Source organism: Pandoraea oxalativorans (assembly GCF_000972785.3).
Lineage (GTDB): Bacteria > Pseudomonadota > Gammaproteobacteria > Burkholderiales > Burkholderiaceae > Pandoraea > Pandoraea oxalativorans.
Genome location: NZ_CP011253.3, coordinates 3,729,216 through 3,746,148 on the forward strand (window position 1 = coordinate 3,729,216; position 16,933 = coordinate 3,746,148).

The following is a 16,933-nucleotide window of genomic DNA, read 5'->3' on the forward strand; positions in this document are numbered from 1 at the left end:
AAGGGCGTCAACGGCGGCCCGATGAAAGGTGCGACGATGCTCGCCACCCTCCAGACGCTGGGCGTCATGCACTCGCTCAGCCGCCCGGGCGTGAGCAACGACAACCCTTATTCTGAATCGTTGTTCAAGACCCTAAAGTACCGGCCGACTTACCCGCTGAGGGCATTTGACACCCTGCTCGCCGCACGCACCTGGGTGGGCGCGCTGGTGCGCTGGTATAACGAAGAGCACCGTCACAGCGCGATCCGGTTCGTGACGCCGGCGCAGCGCCATGCCAATCTCGACCAGACCATTTTGGATCGACGAGCAGCGCTTTATGAGGCCGCCCGGCAACGCCACCCGCTGCGCTGGAAAGGCCGCACGCGCAACTGGCAGCGCGTCGATGCTGTGCACCTGAACCCGGATCGCATCGACCACCAGGACGTCGCCGCACAGCGCCGTAGTCAGGAGAGAAAGGCCGCCTGAAATTTATTCGTGGAGGCGACAACTAGCTTGAAAATTTCCGCTACCGTCACATGAGGTGAAGTGAGCATGTTTGGAGCCTGAAGGCTTGGACCTTGCTGTGGAGATAATGCCCTTCGCCTCGCCCTCACCAGCACAGACACTGAACGGTAGCCAAGGGCGTGGACCCTGTATGTACAAGGCAAGTGGGTGAGTTGGTATTGATTCCTCGATTAAGGATCAAATTGATGTTCTACCTCGGTATTGATGTTGCCAAAGCCAAGCTGGATTGCTGCCTGCTGGACATGACAAACGGCAAGCGTAGTACGAAGGTTGTTGCCAATAGCCGCGCCGGCCTAACCGATCTGTTGGGCTGGTTGGGCAAGAGACACACCGAGCCGAGCCACGTACATGTCGCGCTCGAAGGTACCGGCGTCTATCACGAGATGGCCGCGTGTGGCCTGCACGATGCCGGGCTCTCCGTGTCTGTCGTTAATCCTGCGCAGGTGCGTGCTTTTGCGACGGGAATGGGCGTGCGCACGAAGAACGACATGGTAGACAGCCACGTGTTAGCGCGCTTTGCGATGCACGCACAGCCAATGCGCTGGAGTCCTCCAGCGCCCGAGGCTCGCATACTTCAAGCACTGATGGCGCGCCGTGAAGCGCTTGCACAAGATCTTCAGCGTGAGCGCAACCGGCATGAGAAAGCGGAAATCACGGCTCCAACGGCGCTAGTCCTGCATTCGATTCTCGAGACGATCGAGTTTTTGGAGCGCCATTTAGCCAGCCTGCAACGCGAGATCGATGATCACATTGCTGCCCATCCGGGCCTTAAAGCAAACTTGATGCTGCTGCAAAGTATCCCGGCAGTTGGCCCTCAGGTAGGCCGCACGCTGCTTGCCATCATGCACGCGCGCCACTTCGATTCTGCAGAACAACTTGCGGCGTATCTCGGCCTGGTGCCGGTGCAGAGGCAGTCGGGATCGTCGATCCAGGGCCCTTCACGTTTATCGAAGGCCGGGCCGCCCAAGGTACGGGCAACTCTCTACATGGCGGCCGTCGTCGCTAAACGCTATAACCCCCACATCAAGGCATTGTGTGAACGCTTGGCAGCGCGTGGCAAATCCACCATGTCTATACTCGGCGCTGCAATGCGTAAGCTTGTGCATCTGTGTTTCGGCGTTCTGAAGACACGACAGCCTTATCGGGCGAACTACGTCGCAATCGCTTGACGGGCAAGACGGTATCTCCACAAAATCCGGGGCGGTTCACTTCAGCGTTTCGACGGTGCCTTCATTAGGCTATACCTGTGGGTTGGCAATGAGACGCCCGAAGACTTTCACATCGCCGCCCAGATGATAGTGCAGCTGATCGTCGCAATTGTCGTATACAAATTCACGATGCAAATCATACGAGCGCTGGCGACACGCCCCGCGCCTGAAGAACGCACGTCGGACTGATCGGCGTTAAGAGTCTGACTGGCTGCACGGAGCAATGACGGATGCGAATGCCGGCTCACGCTGCGGAGCGCTTGCGGAAAGGAAGCAACTTCCCCTTCTCTGCCAAGTCGGCGGGCTGCAAATTCATATAGCGCTTCAAATGTCGCCAGTCCTTGTGCCCGGTAACGCCAGCGACCTCGGCTATCCCCCAGCCCGCTTCAAAAAGCGCACTTGTAGCCTCGTGGCGCAAATCGTGCAGGCGCAAGTCATGAATACCTTCGGAATCGCACGCCATCTTGAAGTATTTGCTAGCCGTCTGAGGGGAAAACGGGAAAATGCGCGGCTCTCCATCGCCCCGGGGTTGCCGCTTGATCACATCAAGCGAAGTGCCAATCAGCGGCACCCATTTGTGATTTCCAGCCTTGTTGCGCGGATCTTTGCGGTCTCGCACCAGAACCATCCGATTGACCTCGTCTAGATCACGCCATTCAATTCGGAAGATCTCGCCGCGTCGAAATCCCGACTGACCGTTGATCTCGATGACGTCTGACAACGGCAATGTGGATTGCGGATGCTCCCGATCCCACGCCATGATTCTCGCGATCTCGTCAGCAGTCGGCCGCCGCTCCCGCTTCCCTGGGTAATGCCCCCTGAAATCCACCGCTAGGAGAAGTAGAATTTTCTCGTTAAGAGGGAGTTCTGCAGATGAAGAAGTCGAGATTCACGGACAGCCAGATACTGGAGGCGCTCAAGCGCGCGGAGGCTGGGCTGGCGGTGCCGGAGCTGTGCCGAGAACTGGGCATCAGTTCGGCAACGTTTTATAAGTGGCGCTCGAAGTACGGCGGCATGGACGCGTCGATGATGTCGCGCATGAAGGAGCTGGAGGCGGAGAATACCCGGCTTCGCAAGATGTACATCGAGGAGAAGCTCAAGGCTGAGATTGCCTCGGAGGCCCTGCAAAAAAAGTTCTGAAGCCATCTCGTCGGCGCGAGATGGCAAAGCAAGTTGTGCAACAGCGGCGCGTGTCAATTCGTGTGGCGTGCGCGGTGCTCGGCATCAGCGAGTCGTGCTACCGGTACGCGGCGAAGTTGAACACGGAGAACGAAGAGATTGCCGACTGGCTACTGCGTATTACGGGCTGCCATCGCAACTGGGGTTTTCTGCTGTGCTACTTCTACCTGCGTAATGTGAAGGGATTCGGCTGGAACCACAAGCGCATTTACCGGATTTACCGGGAGCTGGAGCTGAACCTGCGCATCAAGCCGAAAAAGCGGCTGGTGCGCGAAACGCCGCAGCCGCTATCGGTACCGGAGGCCATCAATGAAGTGTGGTCGATGGACTTCATGCATGACCAACTGGTTGACGGGCGCAGTATCCGGACGCTGAACGTGATTGATGATTTCAACCGCGAGGCGCTGGGCATCGAGGTGGATTTCTCGTTGCCATCCGAGCGGGTGATTCGCACGCTGAAGCAGCATATGGAATGGCGAGGCAAGCCGAAGGTCATCCGGTGCGACAACGGCCCGGAATATTTGAGTGCGGCCATCGTGACATGGACGCAGAAGCAAGGCATCCGGCTGGAATACATCGAGCCGGGCAAGCCGCAGCAGAATGCGTATATCGAACGGTTCAACCGGACTGCGCGATACGAATGGCTGTCGCAGTACCTGTGGGAGGACCTGGAGCAGGTTCGCGAAGCGGCGGCCGACTGGATGTGGATTTACAATCACGAGCGCCCGAATATGGCATTGGGCGGTTTTACCCCGAAGCAGCGGCTTGCCATGGTCGCTTAGTTTCTACTTCTGCTGACCGTGGAAAACGGGGGCATTACCCCTGCAGCGCCGATCAACCTCAGGTGATGAAGCATTGGCCGAGCCTTGCCAATCACGTCGGGCAAGTCGAAGTCCAAGAAACTGGGCCTGTCATTAATTTCGTGTTTGAGGCATAACATGTCGCCAAGGAGTGACTATGCCTCGCAAACCGAAGACCCCGCCGGTAGAGCTACCGGCAATTCCCGCTGAATTGCTTGAACAATTCGGTAACGGCCCGATGACGGCCGAAGCCATCCACGCCGCGACGCTTGCGCTCAAGAAGGCGCTCATAGAACGCGCGCTGGGGGGCGAGCTCAATCACCATCTCGGCTACGCGCCTGGCGCGGCCAAACCGGCCAGCGTGACCAATCAGCGCAATGGCAAAGGCGCCAAGACGGTTCTGACTGAAGGCGGCCCGATTCGCATCGGGGTGCCCCGCGACCGTGATGGCAGCTTCGAACCACTGTTGATCCCCAAACACGAACGACGCTTTACAGGCTTCGACGACAAGATAGTCGCCATGTACGCCCGGGGTATGACCGTGCGCGAGATTCAGGGCTTTGTTCTGGAGCAGTACGGCACCGAGGTCTCGCCCGAGTTCATCAGCTCAGTCACTGACGAAGTGATGGCTGAAGTCACGGCGTGGCAGGCTCGGCCACTTGAGCCGATGTATCCGGTCGTGTTCTTCGACGCGCTGCGCGTGAAGATCCGCGAGGATGCCGTCGTGCGTAACAAGGCCATTTATCTCGCGCTGGGCATTCTGCCCGACGGCACGCGCGACATCCTGGGCCTGTGGATCGAGAACACCGAGGGGGCCAAGTTCTGGATGAAAGTGTTCAACGATCTGAAAACGCGCGGCGTGGGCGACATCCTGATTGCTGTGACTGACGGCCTCAAAGGCATGCCCGAGGCGTTAGCCGCGGTGTTTCCAGCGACGACGTTGCAAACGTGCATCGTCCACCTGATCCGCAACAGTTTGGATTACGCGAGCTGGAAGGATCGTAAGGGGCTGGCCGCCGCAATCAAGCCGATCTATACGGCACCAAGCGCCGAGGCGGCTCTGGCCGAATTGGACGCATTTTCCCAAGGGCCGTGGGGCCAGAAATTCCCGCCGGTCAGTGCCGCGTGGCGCAATGCCTGGGATCGTGTCATTCCGTTCTTCGCGTTCCCGCCCGCTGTGCGCCGGGTGATCTACACAACGAACGCTATTGAGAACATCAACTCGCAGCTTCGCAAGATCATCAAGACCCGAGGCCATTTCCCAACCGATGATGCGGCAACAAAGCTGATCTGGCTGGCGCTGCGTAACATCACCGCAGATTGGGGCCGCGCCGCTCAAGATTGGAAGACAGCTATGAACCAATTCGCTATCCTTTACGAGGATCGTTTCGTCCGGCCATCCGTGTAAACCTCAACCCCGCCTTGAACACGGAATTTCTGACACCCCCAAGAAACTCGCCGTATGCCGCAGCACCGTCCCGAGCTTCGAGATATCCATATTCACCGTCGCCGCCCCTGCCCCGGCCCTATGCCGTGCCTGAGCGAACTTCACAAGCGTCTTCGGTGTGAGTTCAGCTATCGTGACCCCATTGAAGTGCTCGGCGAGCTGCTTCAGCGTGTAATCCTCCGTCGACTTCTCCCGCACCGGACGCTTCGATTCCTCACGCAAAACCCGGTAGTGCGCAATGATCGATGGCACCAGCGTCTTGGCCGAGACCTTGTCCAGATTCCGCCCTTCATCAACCGCTACCTCAATTTCGCGTGCCCATGTTGAGGCCTGCGCCTTTGTACGAAACGTTTTTGATATACTCTTGCCCTCGCGTCGGACCTGAGCGCGCCAACGCGTTCCTATCTGCACAATCGATGCCACTGTCGCCCTCCTTGCTGTAGCAAAAGTGTAGCAACGGCGACGTGAAACAGCAGGTTGCGGAGTGATCTGGAGTGATACTGTAGGGGTGTCACTACCGTCCGGAAAGCCCCGTGGAATAAGGCGATGCCTTTGATTTCAAAGGACGTATCGCCAGTGGATAGAATCCAGTCTCTCCCTGTAGTTCAATGGATAGAACGAGTGCCTCCTAAGCGCTAGATACAGGTTCGATTCCTGTCGGGGGGACCAATTTTGCGTCCCGCGTTTCATGAGATTTAGCAAAATGCCCCGTCCGGCGTTTGTCGGACGGGGCATTTTTGCGTTCACACAAATTGCAGTGCCAAGACGTCAATAAGGGGCGCTCGACTTCTTTTCCAGCGATGGCCACTGAACGAAAGCGAACACCCAGATCATCACGATATTGAGAAGGGGCACAAAAGCAACCAACACCCACCAGCGCGAGAACCCGGCGCGGCGAATGATGCGCGCATAGGGATACAGGAAAAATATCGTGAACAGCAACGCAATCAACCAATGCCAAATGCTTAGGCTACCCATATCTCTCCTCGTTTGTTAGCGTCGTGGAACTACGGTTAACGCTGCACATTGTCCCGTACAACATCTGCTGCGCAAGGTCGTTTTTTCTCCATTACGCTCGCAACATTCAACGCCAATTCGGCTTACGAATTGTCATGACTCCATACGAAATCATGCTCCGACATGCCCACCGCTCACCCGCGCTCCATCATCTCGTGGTTTTCCCTTAATCCTTACCTAAGCCCCACGAAAGCAGTGCCTTAATCCGTTCGTAATCCCCACCATTTTTTATAGGGGCTACGCAATTTACGCACGTGCTAGCATGCGGCGCGGAATGTTCTTACGGAGCATTTCAGCATAGGAGTCCTACCGTAAATCGATTTCACTCCTGCTTTTTTGGACTCCTGGCATTAGGCGGCGTCACCGACTGGGCCAAATCCGTCACAAAAGCGGGTGCGGCAGCGCCGCCAATTTCCAGAACAACATTCTAAAGAACTAGGAAAATGGCACACCATCTCGTAAAAATCACCGGCCTGCTGCTTGCAGCCGGCATCATGGCGGGTTGCTCGACCATAAACCAGGGGAGCAGCAGCGCCAAAACGGCCGCCACCGGATCGGCCGGCGGCGCGAACTCCGAAAACGCTAACCAAACGCTTGAAAAGTGCGATCGCCCGCTGGGCACCATGGCGGTCATCGAAGACACCTCCGCCCCCTGGTACGGCGTGCTGACCGGCCAATACAAGCTCGGCTCGACCGTGCCGGTGCTCAAGCTGCTCGTCCAGCAGTCGAACTGCTTCGTAATCGTTGATCGCGGCCGCGGCATGAACACGATCATGGGCGAACGCGCCCTGCAAGAATCTGGCGAACTGCGCAACAAGTCCAACTTCGGCAAGGGCACGATGGTCTCCGCCGACTACGCACTGAGCCCGTCGATCACCTTTACGAACAATAACGCCGGCGGTGCCGGTGCCAGCATCGCCGGCCTTCTGCCCGGCGGCATCGGCGCAGCCATCGGCGCGCTCGCAGGCAGCATGAACTCGAAAGAAGCCAGCACCATGCTGACCGTCATCGATAACCGCTCCAGCGTGCAGATCGCCGCCGCTGAAGGCAGCGCCACCGCCATGGACTTCGGTGCCCTCGGCCGTATCGTCGGCAGCTCGGCCGGCGGCTCGCTCGGCGGCTACTCGAACACCGCCGAAGGCAAGGTCATCGTGGCAGCGTTCACCGACTCGTATAACAACGTCGTGCGCGCCGTCAAGAACTACAAGCAGCAAACCGTCGCCGGTGGCCTCGGCACAGGTGGTCAACTCTCCGTCCAGGACGACGACGCACCCGCACCGACCAAGAAGGCCACGCGCAAGAAGAAGTAATCTCCCTTACGCAATTCGCCGCCCCTCAGACCTGTCTTTTCGGCAGGTTTGAGGGACGGTTTTACGTTCGCCTCACCTCGTCTGCGCACTCCCCCTCGGCATTTCACGTCTCGGCGCTCAACACCGCACGGTCGCGCTGCCCCAACACCAGGCAATGCCGACGTATTCCATTCGTCCGAACCATTCCGCCGAGTCTCGTCCGCTTCGAGGCTCAAATATTTTGCCGTCCAGCAAATGGATTGGCCCTGTCGGCAAAGGCAACCGCCCAGCCACGCCCCTCGGCTCCACTATCATTGCGCACGTGCCCTCCCCCCCAAAGTGCCTAAGTTGCTGCCTACGTTTTTGCCTAAGCCATCGCTTGCGCATCAGCCAAGCCGTTTGCCCGGCCTTTACCTGAGCAATACCTAAGCATTCATCAGCACGACCCAGATGTTTCGTAGGTGTTGCGTCGCCGCGCTCGCCGCTCGACCGCGCAATCCCGCTATTCCTCATCCCCTCTCGATGCCAGGATTCGTATGACGAAGCCTTCGCAGCGCGCTGTCTCGCTTACGACACCCAACGCGGGCAACGCGCCCGCCGCCAGCGCCGTTGCTCACGCCTGGGCTCAGGTCGGCGCAGCGCTCAGCCCGCATCCAGACTGTCCGCTGCCCAACTGGACCGGGGGCGGCGATACGCTCCATCAACATCTTTTGGTCATCGGCAACGAGCACGACAGCGATCTGGTCAGTCAGCTCAGGCATCTGGAAGTCGCATCCGCACGCTTCGGCAAGGTCGGTTTTGTCTGCCCGGCGAAAACGCGACGCCTGATCGAATGGTCGATGGGGGAGCGCGTCGTCGTGCTATCGCGCATGCCGCGCGACGTATCGGACTGGGACATGCGCTGCGCGCTCGCCTCGCTCGCGCGCACGCTCGGCCCGCAAGCCGCAAATGCGCACGCCGGACGTCCATTCCTGCGCGTAGCCGCCGTCCCCGCGCGACATTGGCGCGACCGGCTGGCGGCCGCCGCACAGCGCGGCTTCTGCGTAGGGTTGGCTGGACTGGATGCGATCGACAGCACGGAACTGACGAGTACGTCAGCGAGCGCCTCGGGCCTGACGTCGCTGGCGCCACTGCTGCGCGTGCCGGGCGTTTCCTGGGTGCCGCTGGGTCAGGAGGAAGATGGGGTATGCAAGGCCATGCCGCCGGAATCGGTCGACTGGATCGACTGGCGCACGGACTGTGACGATCTGGCCGACGAAGCATCGCTCATCGACAATCTCGATCTGGTGATCGCGCTGGATGCGGAACACGCGCATCTGGCCGAAGGCCTGGGGGTGCCGGTGTGCTATCTGGGCGCACCGCGAACGTCACGATTGGCGGCGGCGCATCATGACGATCGCTACGATGCGCACTTCAGCGCGGAGCGCCTGAGTTATTTCGCCGACACGGACGATTTCCGACTGCCGCCCGTCTCCCAAGACTGGCCCCGCACGGTCGACACCGCCGCGAAAGCGCTTCTCGCGATGGCCACCGAGTTTCAGGGTTGGACTCGCTAATTCATCAACAAGGCGACAGGGCTGTCAGTACGCGCCACGTCGCCTAGCCGTCGACAAGCTTCAATACGACGCAAAGGACGTTAAGCCGCCCAGCGGTCGCCGACCTGCGCCGTCTTGACCCATTCCATGAACGCTGCGGCTTCCGGCGTATCCGCGGGTGCCGACCAGTCGGCGTAATCCGCCTCGACGAACGGACGATACGGGCCGTGCTTCACCTCGAAGATCACCGCCCCCGGATCGAGCGACAGCACCGTGTGATGCGTCTTGACCGGGCTTTCGATCACGCTCGTGTCCTCGCCGAGCACCTTGCGGTCGATCACGACGCCAGCCGCGTCGAACGTCAACACGACAAAACGGCCGCGCAGCGCCGTCAGTAACTCCCACGTGTGGTGATGCAGATGTGGTCGAATGTACGTGGAAGGCTCCATCGCAATCGCCAGACGCTGAATCGAATCGTCGAGCGATTCATGCAGGTTCTGATTCATGCGCGCACGGGGCGATTGCGTGGCTTGTTCGGTCAGCGCGTCGAGCGCGGCAAAGGTCAACGTTTTCATCAGCTTATGTGGGGAACGAGGGATATTCGCGGCGCGAGGCGGCCAATTGGCTATGCACAGGAGTGTAGCAAACCGGTTCGCTTCGCCTGCCCATAAAAAAACCCGCCGTATGGCGGGTTTTTCGACTTCGCACTGCATTGCGCCTGAACGGCGCAACGGCGTGCTTAGTACATCTTCTTCTTCAGGGTCTGGCTGCGCAGACGCTTACGCAGACGGGCCACGGCAGCAGCCTTCTTGCGCTTGCGTTCAGCCGTCGGCTTTTCGTAAGCAGCGCGTGCCTTGACTTCCTTGATCAGGCCCGTGCCGTCGATAGCGCGGCGGAAACGACGCAGTGCAACTTCAACGGGTTCACCGTCTTTGATAACGATCTTGGTCATGCAATATCTCGAATAGTGTTTCGGCCCCGAAGAGCCGTAAATTTGATTTACCGCGCAAAGACGCCATTCCCCGCCCTGCCGGAGATTCCTCCTGCCAGGCGCGACGAACGGACTTGCTACGGACTGCACTACACCACATCCGGCGGGACCGCGACTCACCTCCTCTGCGATCTCCCGATTGGCAATCGATACCTGGTATCGCGCCTTCCAGACTGGCTGAACGGTTGATTGATGGCGAAGCGTCACGCTCATCGTTCGTCAGTGAGCGCCACTTCCCGCAATGCCCATAATTTGGGCAAGGTCGTGATTATACACAGAAAGGGCGTCAGACGCACACATTTTGACGTCCCGCTATGTACGACGGACCCGCCAGCACGCTGGAGGAGCCCGCCACCGGCAGGAGACGGCATTCGATATGCCCTCCCCCGCCAGTCAGGTTTGCACTGCCAGGCGGCGTCGAACGCCGCTCGGATGCAGACAAAAACCGGCTTAGAACTTGTGACGCACGCCGGCGATCAGGGCGATCTGCGACTGCGCGCCGGTGCCCGTCGGCCCCCCCACGTTGTCGATCGCGGCGACGACAGCGTCACCCGTAGCCCGTTGGTACACACCGTTCAGATAGGTCTCGGTGCGCTTGCTGAACGAGTAAGTCGTGCCTGCGTTAACCTGGAACCAGCGCGGCTTCGTGCCCTTGCTGATGCCCGACAGTGCCGTCGCGCCGCTCACGCTGCCATCGCTGTAGACGAAGGCCAGCCCCGCCAGCAGACGCGGCGTGAACTGGTACTTGCCGTTCAGTTCGAAGGTGTTCACGCGAATCGACGATTGATTGACGTAGTTCACCTTGGCGTAGCTGTACACGAAGCCGACCGTTGCCGCCTGAATCGCGTACGAAACACCCGCCGCAGCGATGTCGTGCTTGTCGACGGCGCTCGTGTAGAAGATGTCCGTGGCGCTCGAATAGTCGTTCGAAACCGCGCCGTTGGCGTTGGTCGTGCCCGGGCTGGACAGGTGCATGTAGGCGAGCGCAGCCGTCAGCGGACCGTTGGCATAGCCAGCGCCGATGCTGAACGCGTTGTTGTTCGAAAAGCCCGTGCCGCCGCCGGTGTTCGGCTGGTTGCTGAAGCCGTACAGTGCGCCGAACGAGAAGCCGCTGTAGTTCGCGCTCGTGTACTTGATCGAGTTGCTGACGCGGAACGAGTTGTACAGGTTGTCGATGTCGCCGATGTGCGCGCCATATTGCGTGGCCCACTGCTTGGCCGACGTGATCGGGCTCACGAAGTCGACCACCGAGTCGTACTGTCGACCGATAGAGACCGTGCCTGCCTGTGCGCTTTGCAGACCCACATACGCCTGACGACCGAACATGCGGCTGTTTTGCAGCATCGTGCCATTCATCAGGTTAAAGCCGTTCTCCAGCACGAACACGGCCTTCAGCCCGGCGCCCAGATCTTCCGTGCCCTTCAGGCCCCAACGGTTGCCCTGACCAATACCGCTCACGGCCTGGAAGTTGTGCGCACCCTTGGCGTTCAGGCCGGTGGCAACATTGTTGACGTATGCAACGCCCGCGTCGATCACACCGTACAGCGTGACGTTCGTGCTGCTCTGGGCCATTGCCGGGGTGGCAACGGCGAAGCTGGCAGCCGCCAGGACCGTGAGTTGGAAGCGCTTCATCTTTATCCTCTTTGATAGTGGTCTTATATTTTTGTCCCGCCGGTGCGGGCGTCCACTGTCAATGTCGGCTGCCTCGATCTGTGCGCCGGGGATGCTGCAACCGCATATGCAATGGAGTACTCACCAAATGACACGCGGTGCTTTCCATATGAAGGAAAAGCACCGCGGGTCGTTTGCAAGCGGGTGCATTCTGACACGCTGGCGACACAATTCGCACGCAAGTGGTGCAATTGCAACACATGAAATAACTGACATATGCGACGTGTGCCGCGAAGGTTTCGGACACCGTGATAAGTCGCATCATGTCCGGCAATATCGAGGCGCGCGCGGCAGCGCTGCGACAATTTCAAAGCTCCCACGGCGCTCAGCCACGATTCAACGACGCAATGAAAAACGGCGCATCGCCCTAAGGCATGCGCCGTGTTCGGTATCGCTTTCGCCGCGCACGCGGCGCTGATTTAACGAGCCGGAGCTTTGGATGCAGCCGTCGCCGCGCGCTTACGAGCCGCTGCCGCGACGCCACTGGCCACCGGTTTTGCGACACCGTTCGCCGTTGCAGCACCATTCACCGACTTCGCTGCGACGGCCGATTTTGCGGACGCGGTAACTTTCGAGGTGTCTGCCTTCGCTGCCTTGGCAGGTTTGGTCGACTTCGGTGCGCCCTTTCCTGTCACCTTTTCTGCCTTGGCGGCCTTCACGGGCTTAGTCGGTTTGGCGGGCTTGTGAGCCTTGGCGGCTTTCTCAACCTTCGCAACCTTTGCGGCGTTCGCGCCAGCGCCCACAGGCTTCGCGGCCGTCTTCGGTGCCGCTTTTGCCGCGGCAGCCAACTCAAGGTCGATGGTGTGTTTGAGGCCTGCGATGACGGGGGCGGCCAGGTCGTCGGCAAAGTGATCGAACCAGCGCTTGGCCTGCAACAGCTTCTTTCCGCCAAGACGCCGCTTATGATCTTCGTCGCTGGCGAGCACCTTCGCCGAAAGCCGCGCGCGACCCTTCGAGAGGCGTTCGAGAACGGTGATGATGGTGAACCCGCGATGCGACGTCTTCTGCTCTGCAGACATACTGGCCTCCTGATGTTCCCGCCGCGCGGCGAGCCCGGATTGGATAGAAGCCACGATCTGAATCACGTGGATGCGCTCGATCCTACCACGCCGCTATCTCCGTGCCAGCAGGCATGCGGCTTCGGGGCCCTTTAGTGTGTGGTCGACGCAACCTCGGGCGGCTCCGGTGCCTGTGCGAAATACTGGACGCTGGCCGGTATTGCGAAGCGAATGCCCTCCTTCAGGAACGCGCGCATCAGCGCGAGATTGATGTCCTGCTGCAGATCCATATAGAGGTTGTAGTCGGGACTGAGGACGAAATAGACGACCTCGAAGTCGAGCGAACTCGCGCCGAATTGCTTGAAGTGAGCGCGGTCGAAGCGTGTCTTGCCGGAGGCTTCCACGGCCTGCCTGACCATTGTCGGCACCATCGCGAGCTTGTCCGGCACCGTGTGGTACGTCACGCTGAACGCGAAGACGATGCGTCGCTCGGACATGCGTTTGTAGTTGTGCAGCGTGTTCTTGAGCAACTCGGTGTTGCCGCAAACGATCTCCTCGCCGCTAAGGCTTCGGATGCGCGTGGTCTTGAGGCCGATCCGCTCGATGGTCCCCGCCACATCGCCAAACACAATGAAGTCACCGACCTCGAAGGGTTTATCCAGCCCGATCGCGAGCGACGCAAACAGATCGCTCAGCACGTTCTGCACCGCGAGCGCAACGGCCACACCGCCGATCCCGAGACTGGCGACGAAGGCGGTGATGTTCACACCGAAGTTTGCGAGCATGGCCAGCAGCAACACGGCCCACGCGAGCACGCGCAGCGTCCATGCCGTCATGGTGACGATGACGGGATTGTCAGGCACCGTCGCGCGATGCTGCATGCGTCGCGTGGACCAGACGCCCACCGCGCGATTGACCCAGAGCGCGAGTTGCAGACAGAACAACACCATCCAGCCGCGGACGATAGCGGTGTCCCATTTGTCACCGAGATCCAGCATCTTCAGGCCGATGAGGAGTGCGGCGAAGAGCAGCACGAAGTGCCGGGTTGCGCCCAGCACCTCGGCAAACATCCCGGCCGCCTGCGATTGCAGACGCCTCGACAGCGCCCCGAAGCGTCCGAGCGCGAGGCGCAGCACGCCCGTCAGAATCCCATAGCTCAGCACCATAGCAACCGCAGCGAACGCCCAGTCGGCAGGCGCCACCCCTTCGAAGGCTCTCAGTGATGTCAGCGTGGTCATCGGCAAATGCATCCTCCTTCGTCAGGCAAAAGACTGACAAAGGAGCAAGCTGCGTGCCGGGCGGACGGTCAGGCGTCCGGTTGACCGGTTCATCGGTTGCCGAAAGCGGAAAAGTCCGGCGAAATCAGGGGCCTAGCATTGGCGCGCGACGCGTCGGACGCATCGCTCGACGGCAGCGCCTCGCAACGCGCGGTCGCACAGGCATACCCAATCTTTCAATCAACGGAAGAAATGACAGAGGCGCGCGCGAGATCACATTTACCCCCGCTTACCGATGCTTACCCACGCTCAACCACCCGCGCTCTCAAGTCGCTGAAGCTCATCGCCAAATTCGTGGATCAGAGAATCGACCAGTAGCCGAATCCTGGGCGGCACCGGGTTGCCGGGCGCAAATACGACGTAGAGATCGATGCGCGGCATCGGATGAGAAGGGAGCAAGCGGACCAGTCGCCCCGACGCGACGTCCTCGTCAACGTCCCACGCCGCTTCGCAGGAGATGCCCTCGCCCGCTAGCGCCCACTCGCGCAACATCGCTCCATCGGCACTGGCCAGCGTGCCGGTGACCTCGACATCCGACAGTCCCCCGTCATGCATGAACCGCCACGTCCCCTGGACTCGATGACGACGGAACAATCGCAGGCAATTGTGAGTACTTAGGGCTTCCGGCGTAGCCGGGTTGCCGTACCGGTCAAGATAAGACGGCGAAGCCACCAGCAGCATGTCCGACGAGGCGACTTTGCGCGCGACCATGCCCTCGTCGCCCGGCAAGCCAAAACGCAGCACGACGTCACAGCCGTCGAGCATGTTTTCAACCCCTGCGTCAGACAGAAACAGCGTGCGCCCGGACTTCTGCTCCTTGCGGTAGCGCTCGTTTGCACGCAAGTCGTCATGAGCCGAGGCCAGGCGAAGGACTGGTTCGGCTCATCGGAAATTCGCGTATTGGCCTGTGCCGCGATCTCGGCATTCGTCTTGTTCGTCGGATGGCAATTGCATCATCGCAACATCGTCCGGCTGCATCGTCTCGATCTGCTTCGACACCGCGACGTCACCGCCTCCGTCGTACTGGGGATGCTTGCTGGCATCATCGTATCCGGCAGCACCTATGCACTGCCGGAGTTCCTGCGAACCGTTTATTCGCCCGGACTCGACGCGACCCACACGGGACGCATTTTGTGTGTGTATGCATTAACGGCTGCGGCCATTCGCCCACTGGTGACGCGCTCGGTCGGCAAATTCGGGCCACGCAAGGTACTCGCATTCGCCTTTGTCCTTTTAACGGCGTCCATGTCGCTGATGTCACATCTGATGACGACTACCACGCCGTATGAATATTTCGCGCTACCGCTCATGCTTTACGCCTTCTGTCTTTCGCCGGTATTGTCGGCGCTCGCCAGCGGAACGGTCGCCCGATTGCCGCAAGAGGTACAACTCGACGCGGTCGCCGTGTACATGACGTTCAGACAATTTGGTATGTCACTGGGCGTGACCCTCGTGACCGCCGTATTGGCCTGGCGCGAGCAATTGCATTCAAGCAGGTTGTTCGACTTCCTTTACTCGGCGTCCGTGCAAGTCAACGAATGGATGACATCCGCAACCGCTGCGCTGATTCAACACGGGGCGTCGCACACGCAAGCGCGCAGCATGGCGCAAGCGCTCCTGGCGGAAACGGCGGTACGACAGGCGAGAACGCTCGCGTTTTCCGATGCCTTCGTCTTCATGGCGGCCGTTGGGCTGGTGGCGCTATGCTTCGTTCCGTTGATGGCGTGCGAGCCCATGACGTTGAGCGCATCTTCGATGCCCAGGCGACGCATGATCTTCATCACATTCGGCCCCAGGTGAATACCGGCGCCAAGACGCGAGAAGCCCGGCGCCTGCTCATACAGCGCAACGTCGTAGCCGCTGCGCTCCAGCAGACCGGCGGCAGCCGTGCCGCCCAGGCCTGCGCCAATGACGGCGATGCGTGGTTTGCTCATGAAAGCTCCTGATCGTGCGCCCGGTTTCACCGTGAATCGAAGAAACATCCGGGCTGGTTGAATTCAATGATTAATAGCGTACACACCATAAATTTTGATCGCAACAAGAAAAATCTCTCGCTAGGGTTTATCCGGATGAGGATCGATAAATCAACCAATAATCCTTGTAATACGGGGCTTGCCGGGCATTCCCTTAGATTTTGTTCCGTGTTGCGGAAATATAATGTGTGCGCTAGAGTTTGTCGCACTTCGACCATTTATGGTGTGTGCATGGCATTGCCGCCGCGCATAAGCCGGGTCGCCCACCCCTTCGGGAGCATGTCGCCATGACCAAGCATTTCCGCATCGGCCAGATCGTGCCGAGTTCCAACACCACCATGGAAACCGAGATTCCCGCGATGCTGCGGCTGCGCGAGACGATCCGCCCCGAGCGCTTCACGTTCCATTCGAGCCGCATGCGGATGAAAAAGGTCGTCAAGGAAGAACTGGCTGCGATGGATGCCGAGTCGGATCGCTGCGCGCTGGAGCTGAGCGATGCGCGTGTGGACGTACTCGGGTACGCCTGTCTCGTGGCGATCATGGCAATGGGCCATGGCTATCACCGCGTGTCGCAAAAGCGTTTGACGCAGAAGACCGTCGAGAACGGTGCGGCCGCGCCCGTACTTACCAGCGCCGGCGCGCTGGTCGATGCGCTGCGCGTCATCCACGCCAGGCGCATCGTGGTGGTGGCGCCGTATATGGTGCCGCTCACCGAGTTGGTGGTCGATTACATCCGCAACGAAGGCTTCGAAGTGATCGCGTATCGCGCGCTCGAAATTCCCGACAACCTCGACGTCGGCCGTCATGATCCGAACCGTTTGCCGGACATCGTCAAGACGCTGCCCTATCAGGATGCCGACGCTATCGTGCTTTCGGCGTGCGTGCAAATGCCGTCGCTGCCCGCCGTGTCGAAAGTCGAAGCGATGACGGGCAAGCCCGTGATCACCGCAGCCATCGCCACGACCTACGCCATGCTGCGCGAGCTTGATCTCGAACCGATCGTGCCGGGCGCCGGGGCGCTGCTCTCCGGCGCTTACTGACAAG

Annotated in this window: 16 protein-coding genes, 1 tRNA gene and 1 pseudogene; 8 read left to right on the forward strand and 10 right to left on the reverse strand. The window is 59.9% G+C overall.

What is annotated here, in order from left to right; genetic code table 11:
- Window positions 1-9 precede the first annotated feature (9 nt).
- Together MB84_RS16415 and MB84_RS16420 are read left to right on the forward strand one after the other, a co-directional pair.
- Window positions 10-465: pseudogene (locus tag MB84_RS16415) on the forward strand (integrase core domain-containing protein); the annotation flags it as partial.
- A gap of 224 nt (window positions 466-689) precedes the next feature.
- Window positions 690-1,673, forward strand: a complete 984-nt coding sequence (locus MB84_RS16420; RefSeq protein WP_046290016.1) for an IS110 family transposase — start codon at window positions 690-692, stop codon at window positions 1,671-1,673.
- A 283-nt stretch (window positions 1,674-1,956) separates the two neighbouring features.
- Here the strand turns inward: MB84_RS16420 and MB84_RS16425 are convergent, their stop codons facing one another.
- Entirely contained in the window at window positions 1,957-2,472 is a 516-nt protein-coding gene (locus tag MB84_RS16425; RefSeq protein WP_084010053.1) for a tyrosine-type recombinase/integrase, read from the reverse strand.
- A gap of 113 nt (window positions 2,473-2,585) precedes the next feature.
- Here MB84_RS16425 and MB84_RS16435 point away from each other — a divergent pair.
- A protein-coding gene (locus MB84_RS16435) for an IS3 family transposase (protein ID WP_157122635.1) occupies window positions 2,586-3,673 on the forward strand; the annotation gives its coding sequence in 2 pieces (ribosomal slippage) (window positions 2,586-2,835 and window positions 2,835-3,673; 1,089 coding nt in all).
- Window positions 3,674-3,848: 175 nt separating this feature from the next.
- Window positions 3,849-5,099, forward strand: a complete 1,251-nt coding sequence (locus MB84_RS16440; protein WP_046290551.1) for an IS256 family transposase — start codon at window positions 3,849-3,851, stop codon at window positions 5,097-5,099.
- Between the two features lie 3 nt (window positions 5,100-5,102).
- Here the strand turns inward: MB84_RS16440 and MB84_RS16445 are convergent, their stop codons facing one another.
- On the reverse strand, window positions 5,103-5,561 hold the full coding sequence (locus tag MB84_RS16445; RefSeq protein ID WP_052653470.1) for a hypothetical protein: 459 nt from the start codon (window positions 5,559-5,561) through the stop codon (window positions 5,103-5,105).
- 171 nt (window positions 5,562-5,732) lie between these two features.
- Between MB84_RS16445 and MB84_RS16450 the strand changes: the two genes are divergently transcribed.
- A tRNA-Arg gene (locus MB84_RS16450) sits at window positions 5,733-5,807 on the forward strand.
- A 99-nt stretch (window positions 5,808-5,906) separates the two neighbouring features.
- On the opposite strand, the gene MB84_RS16455 is transcribed toward MB84_RS16450, so the two are convergent.
- A complete protein-coding gene (locus tag MB84_RS16455) occupies window positions 5,907-6,116 on the reverse strand; it encodes a membrane protein (RefSeq protein WP_046292542.1) in 210 nt (69 codons plus the stop codon).
- A 482-nt stretch (window positions 6,117-6,598) separates the two neighbouring features.
- Between MB84_RS16455 and MB84_RS16460 the strand changes: the two genes are divergently transcribed.
- Entirely contained in the window at window positions 6,599-7,465 is an 867-nt protein-coding gene (locus MB84_RS16460; protein WP_046292543.1) for a CsgG/HfaB family protein, read from the forward strand.
- A 515-nt stretch (window positions 7,466-7,980) separates the two neighbouring features.
- Window positions 7,981-9,000 (forward strand): hypothetical protein, encoded by a 1,020-nt coding sequence (locus tag MB84_RS16465; protein ID WP_046292544.1) that lies wholly within the window; start codon window positions 7,981-7,983, stop codon window positions 8,998-9,000.
- Between the two features lie 80 nt (window positions 9,001-9,080).
- Here the strand turns inward: MB84_RS16465 and MB84_RS16470 are convergent, their stop codons facing one another.
- The 7 genes from MB84_RS16470 to MB84_RS31605 form a co-directional block, all read right to left on the reverse strand.
- A complete protein-coding gene (locus MB84_RS16470; RefSeq protein ID WP_046292545.1) occupies window positions 9,081-9,554 on the reverse strand; it encodes a WbuC family cupin fold metalloprotein in 474 nt (157 codons plus the stop codon).
- A gap of 164 nt (window positions 9,555-9,718) precedes the next feature.
- The gene (rpsU, locus tag MB84_RS16475; protein ID WP_010806331.1) at window positions 9,719-9,931 is read right to left on the reverse strand and encodes a 30S ribosomal protein S21; all 213 of its coding nucleotides are present in this window, start codon (window positions 9,929-9,931) and stop codon (window positions 9,719-9,721) included.
- 489 nt (window positions 9,932-10,420) lie between these two features.
- Window positions 10,421-11,602 (reverse strand): porin, encoded by a 1,182-nt coding sequence (locus MB84_RS16480; protein WP_046292546.1) that lies wholly within the window; start codon window positions 11,600-11,602, stop codon window positions 10,421-10,423.
- A gap of 458 nt (window positions 11,603-12,060) precedes the next feature.
- Entirely contained in the window at window positions 12,061-12,726 is a 666-nt protein-coding gene (locus MB84_RS16485) for a hypothetical protein (RefSeq protein WP_157122763.1), read from the reverse strand.
- Window positions 12,727-12,791: 65 nt separating this feature from the next.
- Complete coding sequence (locus MB84_RS16490) at window positions 12,792-13,889, reverse strand: mechanosensitive ion channel family protein (RefSeq protein ID WP_245725390.1); 1,098 nt, start codon at window positions 13,887-13,889, stop codon at window positions 12,792-12,794.
- A gap of 276 nt (window positions 13,890-14,165) precedes the next feature.
- A complete protein-coding gene (locus MB84_RS16495) occupies window positions 14,166-14,759 on the reverse strand; it encodes a substrate binding domain-containing protein (RefSeq protein ID WP_245725391.1) in 594 nt (197 codons plus the stop codon).
- A gap of 725 nt (window positions 14,760-15,484) precedes the next feature.
- A complete protein-coding gene (locus tag MB84_RS31605; protein ID WP_342672600.1) occupies window positions 15,485-15,850 on the reverse strand; it encodes an FAD-dependent monooxygenase in 366 nt (121 codons plus the stop codon).
- Between the two features lie 326 nt (window positions 15,851-16,176).
- On the opposite strand from MB84_RS31605, the gene MB84_RS16505 reads away from it, so the two are divergent.
- Complete coding sequence (locus tag MB84_RS16505) at window positions 16,177-16,929, forward strand: maleate cis-trans isomerase family protein (protein WP_046292548.1); 753 nt, start codon at window positions 16,177-16,179, stop codon at window positions 16,927-16,929.
- Window positions 16,930-16,933: the final 4 nt, after the last annotated feature.

Coding starts and splice junctions, on each gene's coding strand:
- MB84_RS16490 (WP_245725390.1), bottom strand. CDS start 13,889: ATGCATTTGCCGATGACCACGCTGACATCACTGAGAGCCTTCGAAGGG.
- MB84_RS16465 (WP_046292544.1), top strand. CDS start 7,981: ATGACGAAGCCTTCGCAGCGCGCTGTCTCGCTTACGACACCCAACGCG.
- MB84_RS16455 (WP_046292542.1), bottom strand. CDS start 6,116: ATGGGTAGCCTAAGCATTTGGCATTGGTTGATTGCGTTGCTGTTCACG.
- rpsU (WP_010806331.1), bottom strand. CDS start 9,931: ATGACCAAGATCGTTATCAAAGACGGTGAACCCGTTGAAGTTGCACTG.
- MB84_RS16425 (WP_084010053.1), bottom strand. CDS start 2,472: ATGGCGTGGGATCGGGAGCATCCGCAATCCACATTGCCGTTGTCAGAC.
- MB84_RS16420 (WP_046290016.1), top strand. CDS start 690: ATGTTCTACCTCGGTATTGATGTTGCCAAAGCCAAGCTGGATTGCTGC.
- MB84_RS16505 (WP_046292548.1), top strand. CDS start 16,177: ATGACCAAGCATTTCCGCATCGGCCAGATCGTGCCGAGTTCCAACACC.
- MB84_RS16440 (WP_046290551.1), top strand. CDS start 3,849: ATGCCTCGCAAACCGAAGACCCCGCCGGTAGAGCTACCGGCAATTCCC.
- MB84_RS16480 (WP_046292546.1), bottom strand. CDS start 11,602: ATGAAGCGCTTCCAACTCACGGTCCTGGCGGCTGCCAGCTTCGCCGTT.
- MB84_RS31605 (WP_342672600.1), bottom strand. CDS start 15,850: ATGAGCAAACCACGCATCGCCGTCATTGGCGCAGGCCTGGGCGGCACG.
- MB84_RS16460 (WP_046292543.1), top strand. CDS start 6,599: ATGGCACACCATCTCGTAAAAATCACCGGCCTGCTGCTTGCAGCCGGC.
- MB84_RS16470 (WP_046292545.1), bottom strand. CDS start 9,554: ATGAAAACGTTGACCTTTGCCGCGCTCGACGCGCTGACCGAACAAGCC.